The organism is Saccharopolyspora sp. NPDC002686 (genome assembly GCF_040295745.1).
Taxonomy (GTDB): Bacteria; Actinomycetota; Actinomycetes; order Mycobacteriales; family Pseudonocardiaceae; genus Saccharopolyspora; species Saccharopolyspora oryzae.
In genome coordinates this window covers 1-26,800 of the sequence record NZ_JBEOVY010000069.1, presented here as the reverse complement: position 1 = coordinate 26,800, position 26,800 = coordinate 1, and the positions used below count along the sequence as shown (strand labels likewise).

23 protein-coding genes are annotated in these 26,800 nt (G+C 69.2%); 15 read left to right on the top strand and 8 right to left on the bottom strand.

Translation table 11 applies throughout. From position 1 onward, the window contains the following. Positions 1-4,111 (bottom strand): SDR family oxidoreductase (locus tag ABTZ89_RS12020; RefSeq protein WP_351043339.1); only part of this gene is annotated, 4,111 nt, incomplete at its 3' end. Further along, positions 4,104-5,549, bottom strand: coding sequence for an acyltransferase domain-containing protein (locus tag ABTZ89_RS12015; RefSeq protein ID WP_351043337.1), 1,446 nt, complete (start codon positions 5,547-5,549; stop codon positions 4,104-4,106). The genes ABTZ89_RS12015 and ABTZ89_RS12020, both read right to left, overlap by 8 nt. A 521-nt stretch (positions 5,550-6,070) precedes the next feature. Here ABTZ89_RS12015 and ABTZ89_RS12010 point away from each other — a divergent pair. The 6 genes from ABTZ89_RS12010 to ABTZ89_RS11985 all read left to right on the top strand — a co-directional run bounded on the left by ABTZ89_RS12010 (position 6,071) and on the right by ABTZ89_RS11985 (position 11,176). Next, positions 6,071-6,436, top strand: a complete 366-nt coding sequence (locus ABTZ89_RS12010) for a hypothetical protein (protein ID WP_270952114.1) — start codon at positions 6,071-6,073, stop codon at positions 6,434-6,436. Between the two features lie 181 nt (positions 6,437-6,617). Further along, a complete protein-coding gene (locus ABTZ89_RS12005; protein WP_270952113.1) occupies positions 6,618-7,349 on the top strand; it encodes a GntR family transcriptional regulator in 732 nt (243 codons plus the stop codon). A 44-nt stretch (positions 7,350-7,393) separates the two neighbouring features. Continuing rightward, entirely contained in the window at positions 7,394-8,458 is a 1,065-nt protein-coding gene (locus ABTZ89_RS12000) for an ABC transporter substrate-binding protein (protein ID WP_351043333.1), read from the top strand. Continuing rightward, a complete protein-coding gene (locus ABTZ89_RS11995) occupies positions 8,455-9,531 on the top strand; it encodes an ABC transporter ATP-binding protein (RefSeq protein WP_351043330.1) in 1,077 nt (358 codons plus the stop codon). Before ABTZ89_RS12000 ends, ABTZ89_RS11995 begins: the two co-directional genes overlap by 4 nt. Then, a complete protein-coding gene (locus ABTZ89_RS11990; RefSeq protein ID WP_351043328.1) occupies positions 9,489-10,376 on the top strand; it encodes an ABC transporter permease in 888 nt (295 codons plus the stop codon). Before ABTZ89_RS11995 ends, ABTZ89_RS11990 begins: the two co-directional genes overlap by 43 nt. After that, positions 10,373-11,176 carry an ABC transporter permease gene (locus tag ABTZ89_RS11985; RefSeq protein ID WP_351043325.1) on the top strand — a complete coding sequence of 268 codons (804 nt, stop codon included), beginning with the start codon at positions 10,373-10,375 and terminating at the stop codon, positions 11,174-11,176. The genes ABTZ89_RS11990 and ABTZ89_RS11985 overlap by 4 nt, the downstream gene beginning before the upstream one ends. A gap of 190 nt (positions 11,177-11,366) precedes the next feature. Here the strand turns inward: ABTZ89_RS11985 and ABTZ89_RS11980 are convergent, their stop codons facing one another. Next, positions 11,367-12,722, bottom strand: coding sequence for a sulfatase family protein (locus tag ABTZ89_RS11980; RefSeq protein ID WP_351043323.1), 1,356 nt, complete (start codon positions 12,720-12,722; stop codon positions 11,367-11,369). Between the two features lie 147 nt (positions 12,723-12,869). Here ABTZ89_RS11980 and ABTZ89_RS11975 point away from each other — a divergent pair, with 147 nt between their 5' ends. After that, on the top strand, positions 12,870-13,184 hold the full coding sequence (locus ABTZ89_RS11975; RefSeq protein WP_270952106.1) for a hypothetical protein: 315 nt from the start codon (positions 12,870-12,872) through the stop codon (positions 13,182-13,184). 67 nt (positions 13,185-13,251) lie between these two features. Here the strand turns inward: ABTZ89_RS11975 and ABTZ89_RS11970 are convergent, their stop codons facing one another. Then, entirely contained in the window at positions 13,252-14,109 is an 858-nt protein-coding gene (locus ABTZ89_RS11970; protein WP_351043319.1) for an NAD(P)-dependent oxidoreductase, read from the bottom strand. A gap of 477 nt (positions 14,110-14,586) precedes the next feature. Here ABTZ89_RS11970 and ABTZ89_RS11965 point away from each other — a divergent pair, with 477 nt between their 5' ends. Then, positions 14,587-15,165, top strand: a complete 579-nt coding sequence (locus tag ABTZ89_RS11965) for a Dps family protein (RefSeq protein WP_270952104.1) — start codon at positions 14,587-14,589, stop codon at positions 15,163-15,165. 192 nt (positions 15,166-15,357) lie between these two features. On the opposite strand, the gene ABTZ89_RS11960 is transcribed toward ABTZ89_RS11965, so the two are convergent. The 3 genes from ABTZ89_RS11960 to ABTZ89_RS11950 all read right to left on the bottom strand — a co-directional run bounded on the left by ABTZ89_RS11960 (position 15,358) and on the right by ABTZ89_RS11950 (position 17,533). After that, on the bottom strand, positions 15,358-16,425 hold the full coding sequence (locus ABTZ89_RS11960; RefSeq protein ID WP_351043315.1) for an alkene reductase: 1,068 nt from the start codon (positions 16,423-16,425) through the stop codon (positions 15,358-15,360). A 211-nt stretch (positions 16,426-16,636) separates the two neighbouring features. Further along, a complete protein-coding gene (locus ABTZ89_RS11955) occupies positions 16,637-16,885 on the bottom strand; it encodes a hypothetical protein (RefSeq protein ID WP_270952102.1) in 249 nt (82 codons plus the stop codon). A 204-nt stretch (positions 16,886-17,089) separates the two neighbouring features. Continuing rightward, the gene (locus tag ABTZ89_RS11950; RefSeq protein ID WP_351043312.1) at positions 17,090-17,533 is read right to left on the bottom strand and encodes a hypothetical protein; all 444 of its coding nucleotides are present in this window, start codon (positions 17,531-17,533) and stop codon (positions 17,090-17,092) included. A gap of 571 nt (positions 17,534-18,104) precedes the next feature. On the opposite strand from ABTZ89_RS11950, the gene ABTZ89_RS11945 reads away from it, so the two are divergent. From ABTZ89_RS11945 to ABTZ89_RS11925, 5 genes are all read left to right on the top strand, one after another. Next, positions 18,105-18,497: a MarR family winged helix-turn-helix transcriptional regulator gene (locus ABTZ89_RS11945; protein ID WP_351043309.1), complete on the top strand. Its 393-nt coding sequence runs from the start codon at positions 18,105-18,107 to the stop codon at positions 18,495-18,497. A gap of 238 nt (positions 18,498-18,735) precedes the next feature. Next, complete coding sequence (locus ABTZ89_RS11940) at positions 18,736-20,262, top strand: MDR family MFS transporter (RefSeq protein ID WP_351043306.1); 1,527 nt, start codon at positions 18,736-18,738, stop codon at positions 20,260-20,262. Between the two features lie 220 nt (positions 20,263-20,482). Next, a complete protein-coding gene (locus tag ABTZ89_RS11935; protein WP_351043303.1) occupies positions 20,483-21,550 on the top strand; it encodes an alkene reductase in 1,068 nt (355 codons plus the stop codon). A 273-nt stretch (positions 21,551-21,823) separates the two neighbouring features. Beyond that, on the top strand, positions 21,824-22,282 hold the full coding sequence (locus tag ABTZ89_RS11930; protein ID WP_351043300.1) for a MarR family winged helix-turn-helix transcriptional regulator: 459 nt from the start codon (positions 21,824-21,826) through the stop codon (positions 22,280-22,282). 486 nt (positions 22,283-22,768) lie between these two features. Beyond that, a complete protein-coding gene (locus ABTZ89_RS11925; RefSeq protein WP_351043297.1) occupies positions 22,769-24,394 on the top strand; it encodes an MFS transporter in 1,626 nt (541 codons plus the stop codon). 22 nt (positions 24,395-24,416) lie between these two features. Here ABTZ89_RS11925 and ABTZ89_RS11920 read toward each other — a convergent pair whose 3' ends face one another. Next, on the bottom strand, positions 24,417-25,055 hold the full coding sequence (locus tag ABTZ89_RS11920) for a hydrolase (RefSeq protein ID WP_351043294.1): 639 nt from the start codon (positions 25,053-25,055) through the stop codon (positions 24,417-24,419). 580 nt (positions 25,056-25,635) lie between these two features. Between ABTZ89_RS11920 and ABTZ89_RS11915 the strand changes: the two genes are divergently transcribed. Beyond that, positions 25,636-26,319, top strand: coding sequence for a hypothetical protein (locus tag ABTZ89_RS11915; RefSeq protein WP_351043291.1), 684 nt, complete (start codon positions 25,636-25,638; stop codon positions 26,317-26,319). A 257-nt stretch (positions 26,320-26,576) separates the two neighbouring features. Then, a complete protein-coding gene (locus ABTZ89_RS11910; protein ID WP_351043288.1) occupies positions 26,577-26,777 on the top strand; it encodes a cold-shock protein in 201 nt (66 codons plus the stop codon). Positions 26,778-26,800 lie beyond the last annotated feature (23 nt).

Sequence of the window (26,800 nt, the reverse complement as noted above, 5' to 3'; positions counted from 1 at the left end):
GCTGCGCCAGCTGCTCGCGCAGCCAGCCCTTGCGCCGGCCGGCGAACTCGTCGTCACCGGCGGCGAAGACCTCCGGGGGATAGCTGTCCAGCGGATTGCTGCCGATCAGGTGCAGCTTCACGCCGAACTGCTCGGCGAACGACTTGAGCAGTTCGGCGGTGATGCCGCGCGCACCACCGACCGCCACGACCACCGACTCCGGGCCGAACCGCGCAGGAACCGGCTCAGGCAGTTCCACCGGGCGTTCGACGAGCCCGTGGACGTGGCGCTCACCCCGGTCGTAGAAGACCACCGGAAGCGTGCGCCGCACCCGGCTCTCCTGCTCCGCGACGCGCAGTCCCGCTGCCGCCGTTCTCTCGTCGGTGCCGAGCACGAACCGCACGGCATCGGGGGATTCGAGGTGCGCTGCCTTCATCAGCCCGGAGAACAGGCCGTGGTGGGGATGCGGCACACCGTCCGGCAGCGCACCCAGCAGCAGGGCGATCACCGAGGCGTCCAAGGCCCGTTGCATGACCAGGAAGGTGAGGTCGTGCAGCGCGTCGACCTGCGCGGATCCTTCGGAGAGGCACGTCTGCGGCGGCGCCGAAGCGGTCAGGTCGACGACCACCCGTACCGCGTCGGGGCGGTGTCCGGCGAGCGCGGAATCGACTGCGTCCGGCGTGACCTCCGGCAGGTGGTGCCAGCCGGGGCGGGGAGCCATCTCGGGCGCGCAGCAGAGCACCCGCGCGCCCTCGGGCAGCGACAGCGGGTCGACCAGCTCCGGTTGATCGGTGAGCAGCACCACGCCGGGCGGCAGGAACGGCGTACCGGGAAGCGCCCGTTCGCGCGCCTCGGGCCGGAGCTCCGCGACGTGCCGCTTGACCTGGCACGGCTGGCCCGGCGCGTGTTCCACGGCGTTGCCGAACCGGCCATCCAGCTGACCGGGCGTGGACGCCGGGACGGTCAGGTCCAGTCGGGTCGCGGGGGAGTCGGACTCGGCGTGGCACACCACAGTGGACGGTCCGCTGCCGGTGATCAGCTGCCGCAGCACGGCCAAACCACCCGCGCCGCCGAGATAACGGGCGTTCTCAGGAGCCGGTACACCGCACTCGACCGCCTCGCGGGACTCCGGGGCGTCGGCCGGGCCGACGTCGTCCACCCAGCCGAGGACGCGCAGCCCAGCGGCTTCGGCGACCTCTTCCCGGGCCAGGGCGAACAGGAACGCACCCTCCGCCGGGTCCGCGCCCGGCACCAGGTCGCCGAGCATCGGGCGGAACTCGGCGAGGCCGTTCCCGTTCGTCCCGCCCACCAGGGCGACGTCGATCTCGCCCGCCTCCAGGTACCCGGCGGCGACGTCGAACGCGGCCAGCGTCGAGGCGAGTCCCGCGTCCAGCGTGAGGTTCGGACCGTGCAGGTCGAAGTAGTTCGCCACCCGCGCCGAGATGATGTTCGGCATGATGCCGGAGAACGAGTCCTCGTTGGACGGTGGCACCAGGTCGTGCGCGCGTTCCCGCAGACCGTGCAGCAGCTTGGGCAGCAGATCGGACTCGGCGAGCGCCGGATTTCCGGTCAGGGCCTTGCCGATGTCGTCCAGGTAGCACCGGTTGGCGTAGAGCATGCCGTTGCGGGTGGGGCCGAGATGACCCACGAACACCCCGGTCCGCTCCGCGTGCTCCTGCCACGCGGCACCGAGCTGGTCCCGCAGCTGGTGACCGCACTCCAGGGCCATCAGCTGGCAGCGGTCCACCGTGCGGACCGTCGGTGGCGGCAGCCGCACCCGCGAGAACGGCGGCGCCGGGTACTTCTCGCCGAAGCTCGTGGCGGGCCCGGGGGCCCGGCCGTCGAGCCAGGCTTCGACCGCTGCCCGGTCGTCGAGTCCGGGCAGGTGCGCGGCCCACCCGACGATCGCGATGCGCCGGCGTGGTCGGGCCTCGTCCGCGGTCCGCGCGATCGGCCGGCGCGGTGGTTCGGCGATGATCAGGTGGGCGTTCGTGCCGCCGAAGCCGAACCCGGTGACCGCGACCGTGCGCTCCCGGTCCTCCCGAGCGGGGAGCGGGTGCGCCTCGGTCGGGATGCTCAGCGCGGAACTGCCCTCGGCGAAACCCCTGGTGAGCGCGTTGAAGCGGAACTGCGGCGGGACGACCTCGTGCCGCATGCCGAGCATCGCCTCGATGAGCGACACCACCCCGGCCGCCCACCCGGTGTGCCCGATCAGGGACTTGTTCGAGGTGACCGGGACCGCGCCCGGATCCCGTCCGTAGCGGTCGTGCAGGGTGTTGAGCTCGGCGAGGTCACCGGCCGGTGTTCCGGTCGCGTGCGCGATGATCCAGTCGGGCCGCTCCTCGGCCCGGGCCCTGGTCAGCGCGCGGGCCTGCCCCTCCGGATTCGGTGCGTAGATGGCCTTCCCACGCCCGTCGGAGGAGGTACCGGTGCTGCGCAGCACGGCCAGGACCTCGTCGCCGTCCGCGCGCGCCCGGCTCAACCGCTTGAGCACCACGACGGCGGCACCGTCGGCGAAGATCACGCCGTCCGCGTCCTCGTCGAGGGAGCGCACCTCGCCCCGCTTCGACAGGCCGCGCAGCTTCGAGAACAGCACGGTGCCACGCGGTCCGAGGGCGAAAGCGCCGCCGCACACGGCGACATCGGTACTTCCGCTCAGCAACGCCTTGGCTCCGATGTCCACCGCGTAGAGCGACGACGAGCACGCCGTGTCGACCATCTGCACCGATGCCGTGGCAGGCAGCACGCCGTCGATCGCCAGCCTGCCCACCCGGTGCGGCAGGAAGCGGGCGGCCTCCGCCTCGGCACCGCGCCGGTAGCGGTCGGACAGGGTGCGCCGGACCTCGCCGCGCAGCACGTCGGCCCGGTCCGGATCGAGGTCGGCGAGCAGGGCGTCGGCCTGGTCCACCGCCGCAGTGAGCACCCCGGCCTCTTCGAGGTGCTGGTTGCCGTCCGGGGTGTAGCCGAAGATGCAGCGGACCCGGTCGCTGGACTCCGTGCTGACGCCTCGCATCGCCTGCACGACGCTGTGCCGCAGCCAGGCGGTGGTGAACTCCTCGCGCTCGTCGACCGGCCGGTCGGTGGGCCGGAAGTCGGTGATGAACACGCACCGGTCCTGGTAGGCCTTGTCCTCCGCGTGCTCGTCCGGCGAGTGGAACGAGTCCCGGTCCCAGCGGTCCGGGGGTACCGGGACGAACAGCTCGGCGCCGGTCTGCCGCAGCTCCCAGAACTCGTCCGGGCTGTTGGCCCCGGCCACCGCCATGCCCATCCCGACGACCGCCACTTCGTCCACTTCGGACTCATCGGGGAGCGGTTCCTCCGCCGTGCGCTCCACGGCAGGTCGAGCAGGTGGGGGAGAGAGCAGCGGAACACCCAGCGACAGACCGCCGTCGGCGACCACCGTCTGACCGGTGATCCAGCGCGAGTCGTCACCGACCAGGAACGCCACGAGATCGGCGAACTCCTCCGGAGTGCCGAGGCGCTGGAACGGCGTGGCGGCGCGGACGGCCGCCTGCATCTGCTCGGCCTGCGGGAACGCGTCCGCGACGTCGCTGACCAGCATCGCCGCCGACGCGGTGTTCACCCGGATCCCGTCGGCGGCGAACCGCGCGGCCAGGTAGCGCGTGAGCGCTTCGACCGCGGCCTTCGCCGGTGCGCAAGCCAGGTAGTTGGCCATGACGAACTGCGATGCGCCGAGCGTGGAGACGTTGGCGATGGCTCCGCCGCCGTGCCGGCGCATCAGCTCGGCCGCGCGCTCCGAACAGCGCAGCGCCCCCTTGACGTTGGTGTTCCAGCCCTTGTCCAGCTGCGCGTCGGTGACCTCGTCGTCGGCCACGAGCGCGCCGGAGGCGGCGCTGTTGACCAGGATGTCCAGCCGCCCGTACCGGTCGTCGATCTCGGCGAACATCCGGTCCACCTGTTCCGGCCGGGCCACCGAGGCGCGGATCAGGTCGATCTCGCCCGTCCCGGACAGTTCCGCCCGGGTCTGCTTCGCCTGCTCGTGGGAGTGGAAGTAGTTCACCACCACCCGTGCGCCACGCGCGAGCAGGGCCGCCGCGATCGCCTTGCCGACGTTGTGCGCACCGCCGGTGACCAGCGCGATCTTCCCCCCGAGCTCGCTGCGCTCAGGCATGCGCGGACTCCGCCGAGGAGAGCAGCCGCACGGTGTGGTCGACGACCTTGCCCATCTTGTCGTAGTCGGCCAACCGGAAGCCGTCGGCCGGCATCGGCAGCCCGAAGGTCTCCGATACGCGGGTGAGCAGCTCGACCTGCTTCACCGAGTCGATGCCCAGCTCCGCTTCGAGCTCGACGTCGTCGGTGAACACCTCTTCCGGGTACTCCAAGGCGTCGGAGTACATCTTGCGCAGTTTCCCGGCGACCTCCGCCGGGTCGAGAACCGCAGTGCTGCTGGCCGGATCTTCTGACGACTGCGGGGTTTCCGGATCTGCTGACGGTTGCGGTGTTTCCGGTTCTGGTGGCGTGGTGCGGGTGTCCTGGTAGCGCTCGAACTCCTGCCGGATCAGTTCGATGATCTGCGCGCCCCGGTCCGCCCAGAACGCGTCGAAAGCCGTTCCACCGGCCGCTTCCGGGGCCGGCAGCAGACCGGCCGCGCGCAGCTCCCGCAAGGCGGAATCGATGCCCGCCGGGGGCAGACCGGCAACGGCGGTGGGTGCGGAGCTGCTCAGGTGCTGCCGCACGAACTTGCTCAACGAGCCCACAGCACCGCATTCGACGTAGGCCCGAACGCCCTTGGCCTCCAGTCGGCGGATGGTCGCCGCGAAGTGGACCGGGAGCGTGAGGTGGCTCGCCAGCGCGGCCGAGATGTCCTCGTCGTCGCGGTACTCCCGGTCCAGGATCGGCGAGTGGACCCGGGTCCGCAGCGGTCGTCGGGGGATGTCGCGGATGGCCGCGGTGAACCGGTCGGTGGTCGGCAGCAGCAGCGGGCTGTGGAACGGAGCGGGCGATTCGAGCTGCGCGAACGAAACACCGACCGCACCGGTCACCGCGCGCAGCTGTGCCATCGACTCCGCGGGCCCGGACACCACCGTCTGGCGGTCGTGGTTCTCCGCGGCGATCACCAGGTCGTCGTCGCCGACGGCGGACAGCAGCGACCGCGCGCGGTCCGCGTCGGTGGCCAGCGCAGCCATGCACCCGTCCCGAAGCTCGGTCTCCTCGACGACCCGGACCCGGTGCCAGATCAACCGCGCGCCGTCGGCGACGGTGTACGCACCGGCGCACACCAGTGCCGCGATCTCACCCAGGCTGTGGCCGAGCAGCAGGTCGGGGCGGAGACCGCTGCTGCGGAGGGCGTGGTGGACCGCGACGTCGGTGCCGTAGATGGCCAGCTGGGACACCCACGGTTCGTCGGCGAGCAGGGCGCCGAGGTTCGGGGGTTCGTCGCCGAACACGACGTCCGACAGGCGACGTCCGGTTTCGGCGAGGGTCACGCCGTCGATCTCCTCGAACACGTCCTGGGCGTCCGGGTGGTTCTTCGCCGCGTCGGCCAGCGCTTCTCCGTCGAAAGCGCCCTGCCCGGGAAACAGCGCGACGACATCAGCGGATCGGTCCACAGCAGTTCCTCCTCTCCTACGCCGGACGATCGCGTTCTCGAACGTTCGTCTCGGCCTGACCGGTCGGACTTCCGGCGGCCCGGAGCGGCCGGGTCGCCGGGCGTGCGGAACGGGCGCAGGTCGCACGGAACTCCGCAGGTGCATCGCGCCGGTCAGCGGTGTTCGGCGGCGATCGCCACTCGCGGTGTCGGCACCGCGCCGTCGGGGAGGGAACGCGGTGTGCAGAGCATCGATTTCCAGCCCAGTCTGGCACGCCGGAGCAGGCCCACAAATATCAAGGAAGATGCACCGCGCATACATAATTCGACGCAACAGCGTGCACCTGCACGAAAAATCCCTTCCCGGACAAGGACTTTCGGTCGCATCGGCGAATACGACAAAGCTGGCGAGGGATCGCTGACGAGGGCGAAAAACCCTCTACGTCAGGACCTTTGGATCTGCAGAAGAGGAGTTCGCGTCGAACCGGTGCATGTTTTGCCGGATCCGGTTTCGGGGGCGCCGGGAGTTGGTAATCTCCGGTCATGCCGGTTCCCGCAGCTGTGCGCGAGCAGATCCGGGCGTTCCTCGGCGAGGACGACGAGATCAGGTACGTCTTCCCCGCGGACGTCCTGATGAGCGTGCAGTCGAGCGTGCTCGTCGTGGTGAGCAGCAAGGCGGTCACGGTGCTCTCGACGGGCTTCTGGTCCAGGAAGAAGCCGAAATCGGTCCTCGCGCGGTTGCCGCGCAACACCGTCCTCGGCCCGGTGGACGTGCAGTCGACCCCGTGCTTCACCCTCGACGGCATCGACTACGAGATCGACGACGAGTACGTCGCGGTGGTCAACGCCGCCGACTCGGAGATCACGTCGCCCCGGGACTTCCCACCGGACCCGCTGCCGGACCTCTGACCCGCGCGAGCCGCTGACCCGACCCGGGAGTCGCGCGGTCGGTAGCAGCGGATCCTCGGCCTGAGCGAAAGCCGCCCTGGTGCAGGGGGAGTCTGCTGCGGTGCGGTCTGCGCCCGCTGCAGAAGTCATATCTTTTCGCACTATTGACATATCATGTGCGCGTGCCCACTATCTGCTGTTCATGAGCGGACGTGACCTCCCGCTGCACGCGCGGATACGCAGGGAGCTGGAGGCGCACATCCAGGAAGGTCGGTGGGCGCCCGGGACCCGGATTCCCACCGAGTCCGAGCTCGGCGAGCAGTACGGCGTCTCCCGGATCACGGTGCAACGCGCGCTCCGGGACCTGGCCGATACCGGCATGGTCGTGCGGTACCGGCGGCACGGCACGTTCGTCGCGCAGACCGCCGGGGAGCACAACCTGCTCCGGGCGACCGGACTGCTGGTCAGCGGTGCTGAGATGCACGGTGACCACCGGGTGATCAGCGCTCAGGTGCTGCTCGCCGAGCAGGCCGCCCTGGTGTTGCCGGACCTGGCCGGTGACGAAGCCGTCGTCCAGGTCGAACGCCACAAGCTGAGCGCGGACGGCGGGAGGGTGGCGATCGCGGAACTGGCCGTGCTGCCGTTCCGCTTCGCGCCCGACCTGCTGGACCAACCGCTGGTCACCACGACCACGCACGTCTACCTCCGCAACCGCGGGGTCAAGCTGGGGCGGAGCCGGCTCTACGTGGAGCCGCACGCGCTGGACGACGAGCACGCCGAGCTGTTCGGGCTGCCCGTCGGCACCCCGGTCTTCCGCTGGCTGCGGATCACCTGGAGCGCCGACGGCGACGTCGTCGAGCACCTCCGCGCCATCCTGCCCGCCGAAACTTCCCGGTTCTACGTCGAAAGCACGCTCAACGGCCCGCCGTTCTGAGCCCCTCCGCACCCCCTCGCCCTGAGCCAGTTCGGGAGACGATCATGCGTTCACGCCGTTCCCTGCTCACCACCATCGTCGCCGTCGCAGGCGCTGCCGCGCTCGGCCTCACCGGGTGCGCCCCGCCGAACCCGTCCGCCCAGGCCGGGACCCTGGTCATCGCCGGCTACGGCGGTTCGTTCGAAACCTCCTTGCGCGAGACAGTCATCCCCGAGTTCGAGAAGACCTGCTCCTGCAAGATCACCTACATCCCCGGTTCGTCCACCGACAGCATCGCCAAGCTCAAGGCGCAGCAGGCGAGCCCGCAGATCGACGTCGCGCTGCTCGACGACGGGCCGCAAGCGCAAGCCGTCGAGGCCGGGCTCCTCGCGCCGCTGGACACGAAGGTCGTCCCCGTCGACCAGGTGGTGGACGTGGCGCGGCTGCCCGGGGACGTCGGCGTCGGATTCGGCATGACCGCGACCGGCATCGCCTACAACCCGGACTGGTTCGCGCAGCACGGGATCCCGGCGCCGACCAAGTGGATGGACCTCGCCGATCCGCGGCTCAAGGGCTCGCTCGTGCTGCCCTCGATCACCAACACCTACGGCGTCGGGCTGCTGGTCGGATCGGCCGTGGCCAACGGCGGTTCCGAGCAGGCGATCCAGCCCGGGTTCGACGCGGTCGGCAAGATCGCGGGCAACGCGGTCACGTTCGACACCACGGCCGATGTGTCCAACTACTTCCTGCAGGGGCAGGCCGCGGCGTCGGTGTGGGGCGTGTCCCGGGTGTCCACGCTCGCGGAGAAGAACTTCCCGGTGCGCTTCGTCTACCCGGAGGAGGGCGCGCTCGCCCTGGTGGCCACCGCGAACGTCGTCAACAAGGCACCGCACAACGAGCTGGCGCAGAAGTTCGTCGCCCACCTGCTGGACGAGAAGGTGCAGACCGCAGTCGCCGGCAGCACGTACGACGGCCCGACCGTCAAGGGTGTGACCATCGATCCCGCGCTGGCCGAGAAGCTCGTCGGCCCCGACTCGATCGGCAAGCTGCGGAAGCTCGACTGGAAGGTCATCAACCAGCAGCGGTCGGCCTGGACCGACCAGTGGAACAAGCAGGTGGAGAACCGGTGACGACTCTTGCGGAAACCGCCACCCGCGGCCGGCTGCGGTTGTCGGAACTGCGGAAGAGCTTGGGCGGCAAGGAGATCGTGCGCGGCATCGAGCTGAGCACCGAGCCCGGCGAGTTCCTCACCCTGCTCGGCCCGTCCGGCTGCGGCAAGACGACGACGCTGAACATCATCGCCGGGCACCTGCTGCCGGATTCCGGCACCGTCGAGGTCGACGGCCGGGACCTGACCGCCACGCCGGCGCATCGCCGCACCATGGGCATGGTCTTCCAGTCCTACGCGCTGTTCCCGCACATGACGATCGCCGACAACGTCGGTTTCGGGCTGCGGATGCGCCGGAGCGGCCGCGCCGAGCGGGCCTCGAAGGTCGCCGACGCGCTCGAGATGGTCGGGCTCGACGGCATGGCGCAGCGGTATCCCCGGCAGCTCTCCGGCGGGCAGCAGCAGCGGGCCGCGTTGGCCCGGGCGCTGGTGGTCGAGCCGGACCTGCTGCTGCTCGACGAGCCGTTCTCGAACCTGGACGCCCAGCTGCGGGTCCGGCTGCGGGAGGAGGTCGTGGCGCTGCAACGCCGCATCGGCACCACCACGATCCTCGTCACGCACGACCAGGAGGAGGCGTTGGCGGTCTCCGACCGGATCGCGGTCATGGACCAGGGCGTGATCCACCAGCTGGCGACCCCGCAGGAGGTGTACCTGCGACCGGCCACCGACTTCGTCGCCCAGTTCATCGGCGAGGTCAACGTGCTGGACGGCACCGCCGAGGGCGGTGCGGCGTGCCGGATCGCCGACGGTGTCGTCGTGTCGGCGGACCCGGTCGGCGAACAGCCGCGGCCGGGCGACGACGTGCGGATCTACGTGCGGCCGGAGGCGATCCGGCTCGCGTCCTCGGGAGAAGGGCTGCCCGGCACGGTCCGGGACACCCGGTTCCTGGGCGCCAAAGCGCGGTGCACGGTGTCCACAGTGGCCGGTGCGGTCGAAGTTTCGCTGCCGTTCGGCGAATCCGTGCCGGAGGTGGGGCAGGAGGTGAAGTGCAGGTGGCAACCGCAACACGCGTCGCTGGCGGTCCGGGGGTCCTGACGCCCCGCCGCGGACGGCGCTGGCGCACCGGACTGCTGCTGGCGGCACCGGCCATCGCGGCGTGCGCCCTGCTGTTCATCGCACCGCTGTTCACGTTGGTGCTCAACAGCTTCCGGACGCAGCAGGGCGATCTGACGCTGGCCAACTACGTCCGGTTCCTCGGTGATCCGTTCTACCGCGACATCCTGTGGCACACCCTCTGGATCGGCGCCCTGACCACCGCGGGCTGCCTGGTGCTGGGCTACCCGTTCGCGATGTACCTGCGCGGCCGGTCGCCGCGGGTGCGCAACTACCTCTCGCTGATCCTGCTCTCCCCGCTGCTGATCAGCATGGTGATCCGGGCCTACGGCTGGCTGGTGGTGCTCGGCCCGAACGGGCCGATCGCCGGTGCGCTGGGCTTGTTCGGCATCGATCCGCCCGCGCTGCTCTACACCGACACCGCCGTGGTGATCGGCATGGTGCACGTGATGTTCGCGTACATGGTCCTGCCGCTGATCGGGAGCCTGGACCGGATCGACCCCACGCTGGTGCCGGCCGCCAAGGGGCTGGGGGCGAACGCGTGGAGCTGCTTCTGGCGGATCACGCTGCCGCTGTCGGCGCCCGGCATGCTGGCCGGGTCGTTGATCGTGTTCAGCTTGACGGTGTCCAGCTTCGTCACCCCGGCCATCCTGGGCGGCCCGACGGTCAAGCTGATGCCCTACTTCGTCTACACCGAGGCGACGAACACCTTGGACTGGCCGTACGCGGCGGCCATCGGCTTCATCCTGATCGTGGTGACCACGCTGCTGGTCGCGGTCTACTCCCGGTTGTTGCAGGGGCGCGGGGAGAGGGGAACGTTCGCATGAACCGGACGGCACGCGCGCTGGGCGCCGGCTTCGCCACCCTGGTCGCCCTCTTCCTGCTCGCCCCGGTCCTGGTGACGATCGCATCGTCGCTGACCACGACGAGTTACGTGTCCTTCCCACCGCAGGGCGTCACGCTGCGCTGGTACGTCGAACTGCTGCACCGGCCGGAGTTCCTGAGCTCGTTCGCGCTCAGCCTCGGCGTCGCGGCCGCCGCCGCGGTGGTGTCCGCGCTGCTCGGACTGGGTGCGGGGTTGGCGATCCACCGCTACCCGTTCCCGGGCCGGTCGGTGCTGGACAACTTGTTCTCCAGCGCGTTCGCGGTACCGACGATCGTGCTCGGCATCGGTCTGCTGCAGTGGTTCGCGCAACTCGGCCTGGCGGCCAGCCCGGTCACGCTGCTGCTGGCGCACCTGATGCTGACCGTGCCCTACACGGTGCGGTTGGTGCTCGCCGGGCTCGCGGGCCTGGACCGCTCCGCGGAACGCGCCGCGGCCGGTCTCGGCGCGTCGCCGCCGAAGGTGTTCTGGCACGTCACGCTGCCCGCGCTGCGCGGGTCGCTGATCGCCGGTGCGTTCTTCGCGCTGATCACGTCCTTCGACGACCTCACGGTCGCGTTGTTCGTGGTCACCACCGACATGCAGACGCTGCCGGTGCGCATCTTCAACTACCTGCAGTACAACTACGACCCGACGGTGACCGCGGTCGGCACGCTGATGGTGCTGTTCGCGGCGGTGGCGGTCGTCATCATCGAGCGGGTCGTCGGTGTGGCGCGGCTGTTCGGGACAGAGTCGGACCGCTGAACCAGCCGGATCGGGCTCGACCTGTCCGCGCTGGCAGGTCGAGCCCCTAGGTGTCCACAAAGGATTGATCTCAACGGGCTTTGGCCGCGGCAGTGCATTCGGCGTTGCCGCGGCACGCGGCGAGTTCGGTCAGCGTCCGGTGCAGCCGATCGCGCTGGTCGGGCGGCAGTTGCGCGTAGGTGTTGTCGAGCTAGTCCGGGTCCGTCCGGTTGTCGTAGTACTCGTGCTCGCCGGTCGCGTACTCGACGTAGGTGCCCTCCGGCGTGCGGATCGAGGTGTAGGTGGGCGGGATCCCCTCCTGGTTCCTCTGCTGGTCGGGGTCGCCCGGCCCGTTGCGGGGCGCGTGGTGCTCCACCAGCGCGACGTCGCGGTCCGCGGCGGGTGACCCGCCCCGGAGGAGACCGGCGAAGCTCATGCCGTCGAGGTCGGGTCGCGGCGGGAGACCGGCTAGTTCGGCGAAGGTCGGGCGCAGGTCGATGTTCTGCACCGACCGGTCGACCACCACGCCGCTCGGCACGCCCGGGCCATTGGCGATGAGCGGCACGCGGACGTCGGTGTCGAACGCGGTCTGCTTGCCCGCCTCCAACGCGTGTTCGCCCAGGTGGAAGCCGTTGTCGGAGGCGAAGACGAGATGCGTGCGCTGCGCCTGGCCGGTCTCGGCGAGCGTGCGCTGGAACTCCGCGAGCATGTCGTCCACGGCGAGCAGGGACCGGGCGCGCTTCCGGTACTTCTGGTCCGCGGACTCGATCTGCTCCGGGGACAGCGGCGGCAGGTCGCGCAGCCACGCGGGCTTGTCGGACCGGTCGGCTTCGTTGAAGGCCGGGCCGCGCGGCGCGGTCAGGTCGGGGAAGGCGTTCTTGTGCCGCGGTGCCGGAGTCGAGGGGCTGTGCGGCACGAACGGCGCCACTTCCAGGAAGAACGGGGTGCCTTCGGCGGCGTTGGCGCGGATGAAGGCGTTGCCGCGCTTGGCGATGACGTCGGTCAGGTAGTCCTCAGGACGCCGACCGTGGTGCTCCACCCGCCCGTTGACGTTGAGGTTGTAGTCGTAGTTGGCGTAGCCGTTGCCGGCCACTGCCCACTCGTTCCAACCTGGCGGCACGAAAGGCCGATCGCCACCGAGCGGTGCGCGCGGCTGGTAGCCGTTGAGGTACTTGCCGAGGAAACCCGTCCGGTAGCCCGCCTGCTGGAGCTCGGTGCCGATCGTGTCCCGTTCGTCCCGCTCGTGGAACACCCCGAACCCGCCGTCCGGCGGCTCGTTGGTGAACACACCGGTGTTGTGCGGGAACTTCCCGGTCAGGATCGACGACCGCGACGGGCAGCACAGCGAGTCGGTCACCGTGAAGTCGGAGAAGGTCACGCCGTCCCGCTGCATCTGCTGCAGGTGCGGCATGAACTGGACGAGTCCCGAGTCCATGTCGTCGACCAGCACGAACACGATGTTCGCGCGCCCGTCCGGGGCCGAGCTCCCCGGCGAGTCCGAAGTGGTGCACCCGGCCAGCACCAGCACTGCGGCGGCGCAAAGCGCGAGCCGCGCACGCAACACCATGATCAGCCTCCGGCTCCCGGCAGCGACGGCCCGCCCAGGACACCAGCTCGGCGACGCCCCCAGCAACCGGCACACGGGGATTCACGGCAGACTGGGACAGCCGGGTCGGGATTGCGCTGGTGCGCGATGTTCCGTCAAGCCTGGTGGTTGTCGAAGTTGGCTCGGTTCTCGCAGAGCTCGTCGTGGTGGGTGCCTGCCCAGTCGATCAGCGCGCACGCGGTGGAGCTCGTGCACCGGCAGGGGCTGAAGGTGACCGCGCTGGCCTCCGCTGGTGACGGGGAGATCCTCGTCACCAGGGGCGCTGACCACGTCCTGTCCCGCGGTGCGTCGCTCGCACCTGCTGGCTGGGACGGCATGCTCGACGCCGCGGTGCCGGGCCCGATTCACTTCGAAGATGCTGCGGCAGCCGACGCGCGACTGGCCGAAGGTGGCTTGCGCGGTCGGCTCGTCCTCATCCCGTGACACGGTGTCACAGTGGATGATCTCGGGATTTTCGTAGCAACACTCAGCGACGGGGTGCGGGCGTGATTCACGCGCGCCGGTACTCCGGTCGCGCTGTCGTGCGGCGGGTCAGGTCGACGAAGTCCGGTTCGAAGTCCTCGGTCGCGTTGACGGCCTCCCACAAACGCGTGGCACCTGCGTGGGAGATCGGCAGTTGCCGTGCCGGGTCGTCGACCGCGGACAGCAAGGTGTCGTCGTCCTCCGCGGACCGGCGCAGCGGGCGCGGGTTGGTGGTGTCGAGGGCTCGGGTGACGACGGCGGCCATGGGGCCGACCGACATGAGGTCGAGCGCGGTGGCGTAGTCCTGGCCGAGGTAGTCGGCCATGTCGAGGGCTTCGCGGATGCCCGCTTCGGCGGCCATGATGGCGACGTTGGTGATGAGCTTGTAGGCCACGCCGGAGCCGACGCCGCCGACCTGGCGCGCTGTGCCGAGGGCGTCGAGCACCGGGCGGACTCGTTCGAAGGCGTCGTCGGGTGCGCCGACGAGGAAGGTGATGCGGCGCTCGCGCGCGTACTTCACCCCGCCGACGATCGGAGCGTCCAGGACGGTCACCCCGTCCGGAGCGGCAGCGACCACGGAGTCGAGCAGCGCCGGGGTCGTGGTCGAGCAGACGAGGACGGCGGCCCCGGGAGCGGTGCCCGCGAGGATGCCGTCCTCGCCCAGGTAGGCGGCCGGGATGTCGTCCGACATCACGAGACCGACCACGACGTCGGCTCCGCGGGCCGCATCGGCCGCAGTGGGCAGGACCTCGGCCCCGGCGGCGGAGGCGCGTTGGCGCTTGGCTGGATCGATGTCGTGGACGCGCACCGCATGTCCGCGGGACAGCAGGTGGGGCACCATCTGCTCACCCATGTCGCCGAAGCCGATGATGGCAACCGTCTTCATGTGGAGCTCCAAAGCTCTCCGGGCGTACGGCTCATACGCCGACTTTCCTACGGGCCGGAACGCCCAGCCACTCGGGCGGTGCACAGCTGGATTCGCCTCATCGCCGGCGCCGACAGGTCCATAGTGGATTTCTGTCGCGCCGACGATGGCGCGTGATCCTTTGGAGTCCGGTCCCGACCGGCCCTGCTCGCCTGCCCCACCGTCGTTCCCGCCACCGTGCGCGAAGTGTTCTGGACCAGTGCTTCCCAGCTTCGATCCTCGGCAGGGCGGACAGCCCCGCTGGTCCGCTGGGGCGATGGCTCACCGTTCTCACCAGCCACATCTGCCATCGCTGGCCACTGTGGTGCAAGCATCGCCACACGGCTCGACCAGTTGCTGCGCACGGGAGGCGGTCCAGAGCGTGATCGTGTTTCGGAGGTGAAGTGCCCACCGCATCATGGGGCTGCAAGCAGGACCGGCCTGCCGAGGGGGAGCGCCATGAGCACCGCAGTTGATCGTTCGGGTGGCAGCGAGCCCTTGCTGCACCAGCGAGGACAGGAGATCCAGGAATTCGGCACCGTGCGGAAGCTCCCGGTCGCGTTGTCACGGGACGTGCGGATGTATTCCTGCCAGCGGCTCAACCAGATCCTGGCCGATACCCAAATCCTGTACGCCCACTACAAGAAGCACCACTGGCTGATGCGCGGGCACACCTTCTACCAGCTGCACCTGCTGTTGGACAAGCACGCGGGGGAGCAGCTGGCGCTGGTGGACTCGCTGGCCGAGCGGGTGCAAACGCTCGGCGGGGTGGCGGTCGGCGACCCCCGCCACGTCGCGGAGATCACCCGGATCCAGCGCCCGCCGAACGGGGTCGAGGAGGTTCCCGCCATGCTGTCGCGGTTGCTGGCGGCGCACGAGGTGATCCTCGGCGATGCCCACGACGCTGCTGCGCGGGCGGCCAGCAGCGGTGACGACGGAACCAACGACCTCCTGGTCTCCGACATCATCCGCACCGGGGAGATGCAGGTGTGGTTCCTCGCCGAGCACCTGGTGGACACACCGGTGGTCCGGGCCTGACACCGGGCATCCGGAATCCGCTCGTCGGCTCCTCGGGCCGATGCCCGGCTGCATCACCGGCGGCAGCACCGGACTCCACCGGTGCCGCACGCGACGGCCAACTCCCCGGAACTCGGCGAGCTGCGCAGTTGGGCAGCTCGCCGAGTTCACCGCCGCGGTCGCGGGCATCGACCGCGATCCACCACGCCGGTCTCAGCCGAGGGCGGGGTAGTCGGTGTAGCCCGTGTCACCGCCGCCGAAGAGGCCTTCGGGGTTGACCGGGTTGAGCGGGCCGTTGATGCGGAAGCGCTCGACCAGGTCCGGGTTGGCGAGGAAACCGCGGCCGAAGGAGATCAGGTCGGCCCCCCGCCGCAGCCACTGCTCGGCGTTCGCCCGGCCGGCGTCGGCAGGTGGCTCGGGGAAGGAGTTGAGGGGGTTCACCACGAGGATGCCCGGCCAGGCGGCGCGGATCTTGTCGTTCACGTCCTCGTCCTCGGCGGCCACCAGGTGCAGGTGCGCGAGGTCCAGCGGCGCCAAGGCGCTCAGCAGCGCCGGGTAGAGCTCCGTCGCGTCGGTGTCGGCGATGTCGTTGATCGGCTTGGCGGGGGAGATGCGCAACCCCACCCGGTCGGAGCCGATCGCGTCGGCCACGGCTTCCGCGACTTCGACGACGAAGCGGATCCGGCCCTGGATGGAGCCGCCGTAGGCGTCCGAGCGCTGGTTGCTGTTGGGGGCGAGGAACTGGTGCAGCAGGTAGCCCATCGCGCTGTGCAGCTCCACACCGTCGAACCCGGCCTCGATCGCACGGCGTGCGGCATCGGCGAACTCCGCCACGATGCCGTGGATCTCGGAAACGGTCAGCTCCCGCGGTTCGACGAGGTCCTGCGGCCCCGTCGGCGTGAAGATCTGCCCGTTCGCGCGGACGGCGGAGGGGGCGACCGGGGGCAGGCCGTGCACGCTGGGGTGTCCCACCCGCCCGGAGTGCTGGATCTGGTTGAAGATGCGTCCACCTGCCGCGTGCACGGCGTCGGTGACCACGCGCCACCCAGCCACCTGGGCATCGGTGTAGATGCCCGGGGTCCACGGGTACCCCTGCCCTTGCAGCGAGGGCTGCGTGCCCTCGGTGATGATCAGGCCCGCCGATGCGCGCTGGGCGTAGTAGGTGGCCGTGCTGGGGGAGGGGACGCCCTCCTGATCGGCACGGCTGCGGGTCATCGCTGCCATCGCCATGCGATTGGGCAGGTCCAACCGACCAACGCGGACGGGGTCGAACAAGGACACCTGAAACTCCTCTGCATTCGCTGCTGCCGGGCGGAGCGCCCTGGGAATTCCGGAAGGCGCCCGAACGCACGGCAGGTAAGGCTCGTTGAAGGACGACCTGGGTTTCATTCCTGATCGACGCAGGTGAACGTCGAGATCGAGGTCGCTTCCTTTGCGGCGGTTTTCCGTTGTGCCGGGCTGGTTCTGAGCAGCCCGGCACCACCTCGGCGGATCACATGGCCTTGAACCGGTCGGCGCTCGTGGTGTCGGCGCGGGTGATCCCGCCGGTCGACTTGATCATGAAGATGTGCGGCTTCCCGACGCTCTCGGTTCGCCGGGGCGTGGCTGTGCGGTCGCGCCGGTGCCGGGCTTTCGACGTCGGCTTCCGCAGCTGCAACCGGTTGGACGTCGGCCCTGCGATGCCGAGTGCGAACCGCAACGACAGGAATCCCGTCGCGAGAATTCGGTTGATCTTGAACATGGGAGGACACCTCGTGCTGCTCGATGTTCGTGTTGATCGCCAAGCGTTCGGATGCGCCTCGATGGTTCGCTGGAGGAGAAGCCCGCGTGGCGACCTCGTACCTGGCCCGGCCGTGGCCGGAACAGGAGTGAAGGGGCGTGGTGGGTTCCCGGTTCCCGGCGAGAACCCACCACGCGCTATCCCCCGACGGTCAACGAACCGCGCTCACCGAACGGTGTGCGGGTTGTGGCCGATCAGGCCGTGGTCCAGGAAGCACAGCTCGTCCTGGTCCTCGTGGTGGTGACCCCGGACCTGGTGGAAGCTCCAGCGGATGTCGTTCCACTTGTAGCCCCAGATCCCGTCGCGGTGGTTCCAGTGGCTCTCGCGGCCCGCCACCCGCACCGACGCGTGGCTGTTGGCCTCGGCCGTGCCGCGGCCGTGGACCTGGGCCGACGCCTGGCTGCTGGCGTTGGCCGTGCCGTGACCCTGGACCTGGGCCGACGCCTGGCTGCTGGCGTTGACCGAGCCGCGCCCGTGGACCTGGGCCGACGCCTGGCTCTCGACGCGGATGTTGGTGTCCTGGCCCTCGGCGGAGGCCACCCCGGCGATGCCGAGCGCGAGGGGGAGCGTCAACGCCCCAGCGGCCAGCACGCGATTGATCTTGCGCATCAGTAATGCACCTCGTTGTGTTCGATCATTGAGATCTTGCTGTTGGGCTTTCGGCCTGGGTAGCTGGTCCACGTCGTCCGCCCGGGTGGGTGCGAGACCCGCATGCTGATCTCGCAGTCGGCTCAACCGCCGAGATCCAACGGGTAATCCCCGATGATCTGTGTTGTACGAGATGACAATTTTCCTTGCGCAATAGGGTGAATCCGATCAAAATCATGCGCCCGCATAGAAGTTATATGCATGCGCATTGAGTCGCAACGGGTGCGTTGAGGCCCGTGTGACTGGAGTGCTGTCCGTGGTCGCGGCAGATGTTCGGGAGGTGGTGGAAATCGGAGCGCTCCAATTCGCGGTTCGGGCGAGATCCAACGCCGGGTCGGTCGCGGACTGTTGTCGACCGGTTGCGATTCGACGCTCGCGATTGGGGTCGGAAGCCATTCGCGCAGGCGCCGGCTGGTGCTCGGATGCCCGTCTGCGGCACGTGCGAGCGCCGAGGTAAATTGCTGGTGAAGCAGGGTCGGGAGGGGCGTCGATGGGGCGGGGCACGCGGTCGGGCGGAGAAGAGCGGGAGCTGATGACGCTCCTGTTCGGAGTGATGGCCAGGTTGCGCGAACACCTCGATTCGGCGGCCGCTGATGTCGGCCTGAGCCTTCCCCACGCGCACACGCTGCTGCGGCTGGAGCAGCCGGAGCGGATGGGCGAACTCGCGGCCACTCTGCATTGCGAGCCCTCGCACGTGACTGCCATCGCAGATCTGCTCCAGGCGGAGGGCCTGCTCGAGCGGCAGCCCGATCCGGCTGACCGCCGCGCCAAGCTGCTCGTGCTCACGGCGAAGGGCGAGAAGCTGCGGGAGCGCCTGCTGAAGCGGTTGGGAGTCGGTTTTCCCATCGCCTCCGAACTCGATGCAGGGCAGCGAGACGCCCTGGTCCAGCTGCTGCGCGCGGCGCAGGATCCCTCCGGCGACTGACGTCGTCCACCACCGACCCTGCCGGCTCCTGCCGGGCAGGGCGTTTCGGCCTGCCCTGGCCGGCTGAGGGCTTTCCATCGCTCCACGTGCGGCACCCGGGGACATAACTTCACTCACAGAATGTTTCAATTTCTGAAGTAAGTGCCCGAGGATGGGATGCGCTGCCTGCCGCTCGCCTCTGCTGGGCGAGGTGCCGTCGGCGAGCAGGTCTGGGCCGTGACGTGGATGGAGTCCTGGGATGTTGCGCGGTGTGCCGTACAAGTGGCTGGTTGCGATTGCCTTCGTGTTCGGCCTGTTCATGGAGATCTTGGACATGACCGTGCTGAACACGGCGCTACCGGCCTTGGGGCGGCAGTTCGGTGTCGGTACGGAAAGCCTCCAATGGCTGGTCACCGGCTATCTCGTGAGCATGGCCGTGTTCATCCCGGCATCGGGGTGGGTGGCTGACCGCTTCGGGTCCAAGCGAACGTTCTTGTTCGCCCTGGCGGTGTTCACCGCAGCGTCGCTGTGGGCCGGATTCGCTGGTTCGCTGACCGAGCTGGTGGCGGCCAGGATCGTGCAGGGGGTGGGCGGCGGTCTGCTCACGCCGGTCGGGACCGCGATGCTGTTCCGGGCGTTCCCGCCGGACGAGCGCGCGCAGGCCTCCGCGGTCCTGTCGATCCCGACCGGTCTCGCGCCGGCTCTCGGACCGGTGCTGGGCGGATGGTTGGTCGACAACGTCGACTGGCGCTGGATCTTCCTGATGAAGGTGCCGATCGGTGTGGCCGGGATCGCCTTCACGGCGGCGATGATCCGCGAGGAGCGAACCGACCACCCCGGGCGCTTCGACGTCATCGGTTTCGTGGCGGGCGGTGGCGCGCTCGCGCTGCTGCTGGTGGGTCTCGACCAGGGCTCGGCCAGCGGGTGGGGGAGTGCGACCGCGTTCGGGCCGCTCCTCGGAGGTGTGCTGCTCGCGCTCGTGTTCGTGATCGCCGAACTGCGCATCGCCGAGCCGATGATCGATCTCCGGCTGCTCCGCATCCGGCTGTTCCGAGCCGGCAACCTGCTGATGCTCCCGTCGTCGGGCGCCCTGATGGGCACGCTCTTCCTGACCCCGTTGCTGCTGCAGTCGCTGATGGGTGCGGACGCCACCGGGTCGGGGCTGGTCACCATGTTCCAGGCGCTGGGGATGACCGCGACGATGCCGTTCGCCGGACGGCTGTACCAGCGAGTCGGCCCGCGGTGGATGTTGATCTCCGGTTTCGGGGCCGTCGCCGCGTCCATCGCGGCCCTGCTCGCCGTCGACGTGAGCAGCAGCCTGTGGGCCGTGCGGATTCCGATGCTCACCATGGGCATCGGCATGGCGCTGACGGTGATCGCGTTGCAGGCCGCGACCTTCGCGCAGGTGGCTCCCGAAGCGATGACCCGGGCATCGTCGGTGTTCGCGACCACGCGTCAAGTGGCCGCGGCCGCGGGGGTGGCGTTGGTCGCCACCATCCTGACCCTCCGCACCGAGCAGCGGCTCGGCGGACTGGCACCGGTGGTGACCGACGCCGTCCGGCAGGACGCGATGCTCAGCGCCTTCCGCGACACGTTCGTCGCCGCCCTCGTGCTCGCCGTGCTGGGCCTGCTGGTCGCGCTGCGCGTTCGCGACTCGGATGCGGCTGCGTCGATGCGATCGACGAACCCGGTTGCTGAGACGGCAGAAGTCGGCGGACCGGAACAGCCCGGGATGGCCCGCCGTGCTGGCGAAGGGCACCAGCCCGACACCAGGGCAGGACTGTGACGGTGCGGCGACGCTCTGCAGGTTGAAGACCATTGCGATCCAGGTCTGCCCGCTGGGACGTGGGCAACGCCGCCCCGCGACCGTCCACAGTCTCCAGTCCTCGGGTCGCAAGGGGTGGGAAAGTTCGGTTCGGGGAAGGAAGAGCTCGCGCGTGACCTGTGCGCGGTGGGCCGAGTCCGGCGGCTCGACCGTCCCCTTTTTCACAGGTGGAGAGAACTCGATGACAACTGCGTTCAACCCGTTCCAGCTCGGAGGCACGACGCTCCGAAACCGGATCGTCATGGCGCCGATGACCCGCTCGCGCGCCAACGCGACCGATGGCACGCCAACCGAGCTCATGGCCGAGTACTACACCCAGCGCGCATCCGCCGGTCTGATCATCACCGAGGGCGTTCAGCCGTCGGTCGTCGGTCAGGGCTACCCGGTCACCCCCGGGCTGCACACCGCTGAGCAGGTGGCCGCTTGGCGCAAGGTGACCGACCGGGTGCACGCCGAAGACGGCCGGATCTTCGCTCAGCTGCTGCACACAGGGCGCATCGGGCACCCGAGCCTCCTTCCGGACGGCCTGATCCCGGTCGGTGCGTCCGCGATCGCGGCGAAGCACCAGGTGTTCACCCCGGACGGCCTGCAGGACTGCGTCACGCCCAAGGAGCTTTCGGAAACCGAGATCCTCGACACGATCAGCGACTTCGCCAACGCGGCCCGAAACGCGATCGAGGCCGGATTCGACGGGGTGGAGCTGCACGGTGCGAACGGATACCTGCTGCACCAGTTCCTCGCATCCAACAGCAACCAGCGCACTGACGCCTGGGGCGGCTCGTTGGAAGGCCGGCTCCGGCTGATGGTCGAGACCACGCGAGCCGTCGCCGACGCTGTCGGCGGTCAGCGCACCGCACTGCGGATCTCGCCGGGAAACCCGTTCAACGACATCAGCGAACAAGACCTCGAACCCACCTACACCGCACTGGTCGAGGCGATCAACCCCCTGGGCCTCGCCTACTTGCACATCGCCGAATCCGCGGACCGGTCGCTGACCAACGGCCTGCGCCGTGCTTTCGACGGGACGTTCGTGCTCAACCCGAACACCCCGGGGCGCCCCACCGGCGTCGAGGAGCTCGAACTCCTAGAGGACGGCACCGCGGACCTGCTCAGCTACGGAGTCCTGTTCATCGCCAACCCGGACCTGCCCGCCAGGCTGGCTGACGGCGGACCGTTCAACACCCCTGACCAGAGCACGTTCTACGGCGGGGACGCCACTGGCTACACCGACTACCCGAGCAGGAGCTGACACCAGCAGCGAGGAAGATGCGTCGAGCAACCGGTGCTGGGCCCGGCGGAAGCCGTTCCACCGGTAGTCCCATCAGTAGAAGAAGAGAAATATTCTTGTGCAGCAACAGAAATGAGCTCATCACCATGCATATGCATAGATATGGGTGGTGCGGGTCGAGTTGCGGGGGATGGAGCGGTACCGGTGTGATCGGAGTGTCACCGCAGGTGTCCGGCCGGTAGCGGAAGTCGGTGGATCCGTGGGCGGTCGCTGATCGAGGTAAGGTCGTCGGTCGTGGGACGTTCAGCTGCTGCGAAGGTGTCGAGGCGGTACAAGGTCGCCGTGTGGCGATCGATGATGGAGGTCCACGCCGCCGTGCTGCGGGAGATCGAAGCGGATCTGGCGGACAAGCACGGTCTCTCGCTGAACGAGTTCGACGCGCTGATCAACATTCCCGCTGCCGGGGTCCGCTTCCGCGAGCTCACCGACCGGGTCATCCTGAGCCAGAGCGCGCTCAGCAGACTGGTGGACCGGCTCGAAGCCAGGGGGCTCGTCGCGCGGGGTGGTGCGGAGGACGACTCGCGCGTAGTGGAGGTCGAGCTCACCGAGGAGGGGAAGAAGCTCGCGCGCAGCGCCGCGCGCACGAACGCGGCAGCGGTCGAGCGAGCGTTCGCCGACCGGCTTTCCGGCGAGGAGCTGGAATACCTGTACGCGGTGTTCGCCCGGTTGCTCGGCGGGCCGGTCGAAGTCTGACCGAGGAAGTCCGCGGCTGGACTCCCGGGTCCGGGAACAACATGCGCGCGCATCGATCAGCCGGAGTCGGGCCCGGGAAGAGCGCGGCTCGGCATGCGCGCGGGCCGCTGCGGTCCGAGCGCGCGGCGGTTTGGATGTTCCTGCTGGTCAGCGGTAGGTGGTCACAGGACGTCGTGGCCCGGGTGGTCGTCGGCGGGGACGTGCCGAGGCGTCTGGCTTGGCAGTTCTCGGAGGCATGCAGGACCTAGGCCTTGGTGTTCATGACGAACGGACCGCAGGTCGCTCGCAAGAGGTTGTATGGCGAGATAAGAATCGTCGGGGCGGATCGCGCCCGGTGCGACTCCTCCGGAGCTCCGACCGCTGATCGCCCGCGGTGAGCGGGACGAGCTTCGCTGCGCTCATCGGCGGTTCATCGCCTAGCTTGTGGGAGCGAGCGAGGCGACCGCATTGGCCGCGTGGCACCGGTGCCCGGGGAGGCGGGTTGTGATGGCAGCGCCGGGGAAGCGTCGCTGGGCATCTTCGGCCCAGGAGTCGTCGTGGGCTCCCATGGCCTCGGGGGTGTTCCGCGCGCTGTGGTTCGCCCAGCTCGGATCCAACGTCGGGACGTGGATGCAGACGGTCGGCGCTCAGTGGCTGCTCGTGGGCGAACCGGACGCGGCGCTGCTGGTCTCCTTGGTCCAAACCGCGGCGACGCTCCCGGTGATGCTGCTGGCGATCCCGTCCGGGGTGCTGGCCGATCTGCTCGACCGCCGGCGCCTGCTGATCAGCGTGCAGGTGGCCATGGCGGTTCTCGCGACTGCGCTGACCGTGGTGACGGCTATGGGGCTCATTACACCCGCGGTCCTGCTGTTGCTGTTGTTCCTCCTGGGGTGCGGGCAGGCGCTGACCGGTCCTGCGTGGCAGGCCGTGCAGCCGGAACTCGTCGTCCGCGAGCAGATCGCTGCGGCTGCGGCTCTGGGCGCGATGAACGTCAACGTCGCGCGGGCGATCGGCCCGGCGCTCGCCGGGGTGATCGTCGCGCTCTTCGGTCCCAGCTTCGTCTTCGCGGTGAACTCGGTTTCGTTCCTGGGAATCGTGGCGGTGCTCTGGTTCTGGAAACGGCCTGCCGCTGACCTGCCGCAACCGCCTGAACGGCTTCTGCCCGCACTGCACGCCGGTGCTCGCTACGTGCGTCACGCCCCGGTTGTGCGGCGAATCCTGCTCCGGGCCACCTTGTTCATCCTCCCGGGCAGTGCCATCTGGGCCTTGCTGCCGATCGTGAGCAACCGAGCTCTGCACCTCGACGCGGCTGGCTACGGGGTCTTGCTGGGAGCCCTCGGGCTCGGAGCAGTTGCCGGCGCATCGACGTTGTCGCGCGTGCGGTCCGTCCTCACGACGAACCAGCTGCTAGCTCTGGCCGCGGTGTTGTTCGCCGTCGGAACCGTCCTGCCCGCAGTCGTGTCCAGTGCGGGTGTGGCCGCGCTGGTGTTGTTCTTCGCTGGTTACGCCTGGCTCGTAGTGCTGTCGACGTTGAACTCGGCAATGCAGCTTTCCTTGCCCGCTTGGGTCCGTGCCCGCGGCTTGGCCACCTACCTGCTGGTCTTCATGGGCGGCCAAGCGCTCGGCTCGATCCTGTGGGGCGCGCTGGCCGCCGCCACCGGCCTCACCGCAGCGCTCGCGCTCGCCGCCGCACTTCTGCTCGTCAGCGCCGTGACGGTGGGCCTTTGGCCGTTGCGACCGGAGACGGCCCGGATGGATCGGGCCGTCAGCGCGCACTGGCCGGAACCGGTATTGGTGTTCGAACCGATGCCCGAGGACGGCCCGGTTCTCGTGCTGAAGACCTACCGCGTTGCGGAGGCCCAACGCGAAGCCTTCCGGGCTGCGATGTCGGACGTGGGCAAGTCGCGACAACGCACCGGAGCCGTGAACTGGTCGCTGTACCAGGACGGCGCCGACGCGCACCGCTTCGTCGAAACCTTCCTGGTGCGCTCCTGGGACGAACACCTGCGCCAGCACCAGGGCCGGCTCACCGGCACGGATCGCGAAATCGAACAGCACGCCGAATCGTTCACCGAGGCCCGCCCGACGGTCGAGCACCTGTTCGCCGCGCATCCGACCGGCAGGACGTCATGAAAATCCCATGGCGCGGCGCACGTCAGTCGCGGTCGTAGGCGAACTGCAGGCCGGCGGTGCCACCGGTGTCGATGAACAGGCTCATGAACTCTTCGGCGGTTTCCTTCCGGGCCCAGTCGCGTTGCAGCTCGCACAGCAGTTGCACCCAGGTGATGAGGCGTGCTCCGGCCTGTTCAACCCGCCTCAGCGCGGTTTCGTGGGCGGCCACCGATGTGCCGCCAACAGCGTCGACGACCGGGTAGACCTCGTAGCCCTCGCGCAGCGCGTCGAGCGTGGGAAAGGTCAAGCAGGCTTCCGTCCACAGCGCCGCCATCACCAGCTTCTTCCTGCCGGTGGATTTGACCGCGTCGACGAACTCGGTGTCCTCCCAAGCGTTGATCGAGGTGCGGTCGTAGGTGGGGAGGTCGTCGAGGACCTTCCGGAGCTGGGGGATCGGTGGTTTGTTGAGCCCGGTCTTGACGTTGACCGTCGAGTGGACGATCGGCACCTGGTAGGTGCGGGCGATCCTGGCCAGCCCGACGATGTTGTTGACGAGCAGCTGCCGGTCCATCGAGTCGATCGAGTTCACCTGCACTGGTTGGTAATCGATGATGACGACTGCTGAGTTCTTCGGAGTCAACAGCGCATCGGTCTCTGGGTCGCGAATCTGTTCGCTGGTCATCTGCGGCCTCCTGGGTGCTTCCGTTCGAGGAGCGTGGACGCCCATCGACAGTGTGCTCCGCGATGCGGAGGCGGTGCACGACGAGGACCGGGGGCGTGGCGAATCAGGGGAGAACCACGGCGAATTCCGCTCGGCGGGGAATTAATCACGGAGAACGCACCCGCGATCGCGGCGTCGGCTGTGCAGTGTCGCAGTCTCCGATGCCGGTCCGGGGCAAGGATTGTCCGAAGTGGACATTCTGAGCCGTGTGCTCCGGGTGAGGAATGGTGCAGCGGTTCGGCCGAGCTGGAATCGCCTTACGCGGAACGAACAGAGGACATCGGGAACGAACCACCCGTTCGCTCTTCTCGTTGCTGGGCAATGCTTATCCGGTGCGGGCGAGATGTACGGTGGGGCCGACGGGTCCCGCATCGACGTCCGGGTCGATCGGCGGAGGGCGTATGAGGAATGACACTCTCCGCGGCGTGTTCTTGGACGTGCGTTGCGGGCCCGGGCAGGCTGGCTGACAGCATGGGCGCCTTGGAAGGGGCGTCACGATCGAGGCGTAGGCGCTCGCAGGGCGTCGTGGGAGGTATGCACCATGGCCGAACCGAGCCGGGCTGACGAGTCGGCGAGCGGCGAGCCGGTGGTCGGGGAGAACCCCGAGCAGAAGGGCGCTGAGCAGGCCGAAAGCCAGGTCGAGGCCACGCAGCACGAATCATCCGCTGACGAGTCGTCCGCGCAGGCCGAGTCCGCGGAAACCAAGGCCGTGGAGGCTGGGCCTGCGGACACCGAGCCTGCGGACGCTGAGTCCGGGGAGGCGGAGTCTGCGGACGCGGAGGAGACCTCGGCGCCCCCGAAGCGCGGGGGCAAGAAGGGGTTGCTCGTCGGGCTCGGCACCGGACTGGTCGTGGGCGCCGTCGCCGGGCTGGCGTTCGCCGGCCTGGTCAAGCCGAACTTCCTCGTCGGTCCGGGCAAACCGGATGACAAGGCGTCCGCGGTCACCGCGGCCCTGGCAGGCAAGGACGCCAGCGGTCTGGCGGCCAGTTCCTGCCGCGGCCCGGACGGCACGCTGGCCCCGCAGCTCCCGCCGGAGGCGTTGCAGCTCATCCAGTCCGCCAAGCAGTCGGGCCCGCCGGTCCAGTCGCTGGACAGCGAGGCCGTGACCCCTGTGGAGCTCACGCTCACCGCGCAGGGCCAGACCCAGACCCTCCCGGTCGACGTCGTCCTCGGCGTGACCGATGGCGAGTGGTGCATGAAGGGCCTCTCGCAGCGGCAGCAGTAGTCGGTCCTCACCCGGGTGCGGCTGACGCGATTCGGTCGCATCCGGGCGGTCCGCTGGGCAACGCGGCCCGCAGTCGTGTAAGTTCAACACCGGTCGCAGTAAGTTCTGTTTCGTGTTTTGCGCAGGCTCGCAGGATATCGATGCGGGTGAGCCGCTTTCTTTGGTCAAGCTGGAGTTAGCAGCCGTCTGAGATCCCTCCGGCCCCGGCAGGCATGCGAGATGTCGCCGGTTCACCTCTAGCTCCCAAGGAGATCGTCATGGCACAGGGAACCGTGAAGTGGTTCAACTCGGAAAAGGGCTTCGGCTTCATCGCTCCTGACGACGGCGGCCCGGACGTGTTCGTGCACTACTCGGCCATCGACTCGTCGGGCTTCCGCGAGCTGTCCGAGGACCAGAAGGTGACCTACGAGGTCACCCAGGGCCCGAAGGGCCCGCAGGCCGCCAGCGTGCGCGTCTGACACCTGGTCGTCCAGTGGCTCCC

Excerpts from the sequence above, each read along its gene's own strand:
- ABTZ89_RS11935 (WP_351043303.1), top strand. The coding sequence starts at position 20,483 with ATGACAACTGCGTTCAACCCGTTCCAGCTCGGAGGCACGACGCTCCGA.
- ABTZ89_RS12005 (WP_270952113.1), top strand. The coding sequence starts at position 6,618 with ATGAGCGGACGTGACCTCCCGCTGCACGCGCGGATACGCAGGGAGCTG.
- ABTZ89_RS11910 (WP_351043288.1), top strand. The coding sequence starts at position 26,577 with ATGGCACAGGGAACCGTGAAGTGGTTCAACTCGGAAAAGGGCTTCGGC.
- ABTZ89_RS11955 (WP_270952102.1), bottom strand. The coding sequence starts at position 16,885 with ATGTTCAAGATCAACCGAATTCTCGCGACGGGATTCCTGTCGTTGCGG.
- ABTZ89_RS12010 (WP_270952114.1), top strand. The coding sequence starts at position 6,071 with ATGCCGGTTCCCGCAGCTGTGCGCGAGCAGATCCGGGCGTTCCTCGGC.
- ABTZ89_RS11925 (WP_351043297.1), top strand. The coding sequence starts at position 22,769 with ATGGCAGCGCCGGGGAAGCGTCGCTGGGCATCTTCGGCCCAGGAGTCG.
- ABTZ89_RS11915 (WP_351043291.1), top strand. The coding sequence starts at position 25,636 with ATGGCCGAACCGAGCCGGGCTGACGAGTCGGCGAGCGGCGAGCCGGTG.
- ABTZ89_RS11985 (WP_351043325.1), top strand. The coding sequence starts at position 10,373 with ATGAACCGGACGGCACGCGCGCTGGGCGCCGGCTTCGCCACCCTGGTC.
- ABTZ89_RS12000 (WP_351043333.1), top strand. The coding sequence starts at position 7,394 with ATGCGTTCACGCCGTTCCCTGCTCACCACCATCGTCGCCGTCGCAGGC.
- ABTZ89_RS11940 (WP_351043306.1), top strand. The coding sequence starts at position 18,736 with ATGTTGCGCGGTGTGCCGTACAAGTGGCTGGTTGCGATTGCCTTCGTG.
- ABTZ89_RS11945 (WP_351043309.1), top strand. The coding sequence starts at position 18,105 with ATGACGCTCCTGTTCGGAGTGATGGCCAGGTTGCGCGAACACCTCGAT.
- ABTZ89_RS11920 (WP_351043294.1), bottom strand. The coding sequence starts at position 25,055 with ATGACCAGCGAACAGATTCGCGACCCAGAGACCGATGCGCTGTTGACT.
- ABTZ89_RS11980 (WP_351043323.1), bottom strand. The coding sequence starts at position 12,722 with ATGGTGTTGCGTGCGCGGCTCGCGCTTTGCGCCGCCGCAGTGCTGGTG.
- ABTZ89_RS11970 (WP_351043319.1), bottom strand. The coding sequence starts at position 14,109 with ATGAAGACGGTTGCCATCATCGGCTTCGGCGACATGGGTGAGCAGATG.
- ABTZ89_RS11965 (WP_270952104.1), top strand. The coding sequence starts at position 14,587 with ATGAGCACCGCAGTTGATCGTTCGGGTGGCAGCGAGCCCTTGCTGCAC.
- ABTZ89_RS11950 (WP_351043312.1), bottom strand. The coding sequence starts at position 17,533 with ATGCGCAAGATCAATCGCGTGCTGGCCGCTGGGGCGTTGACGCTCCCC.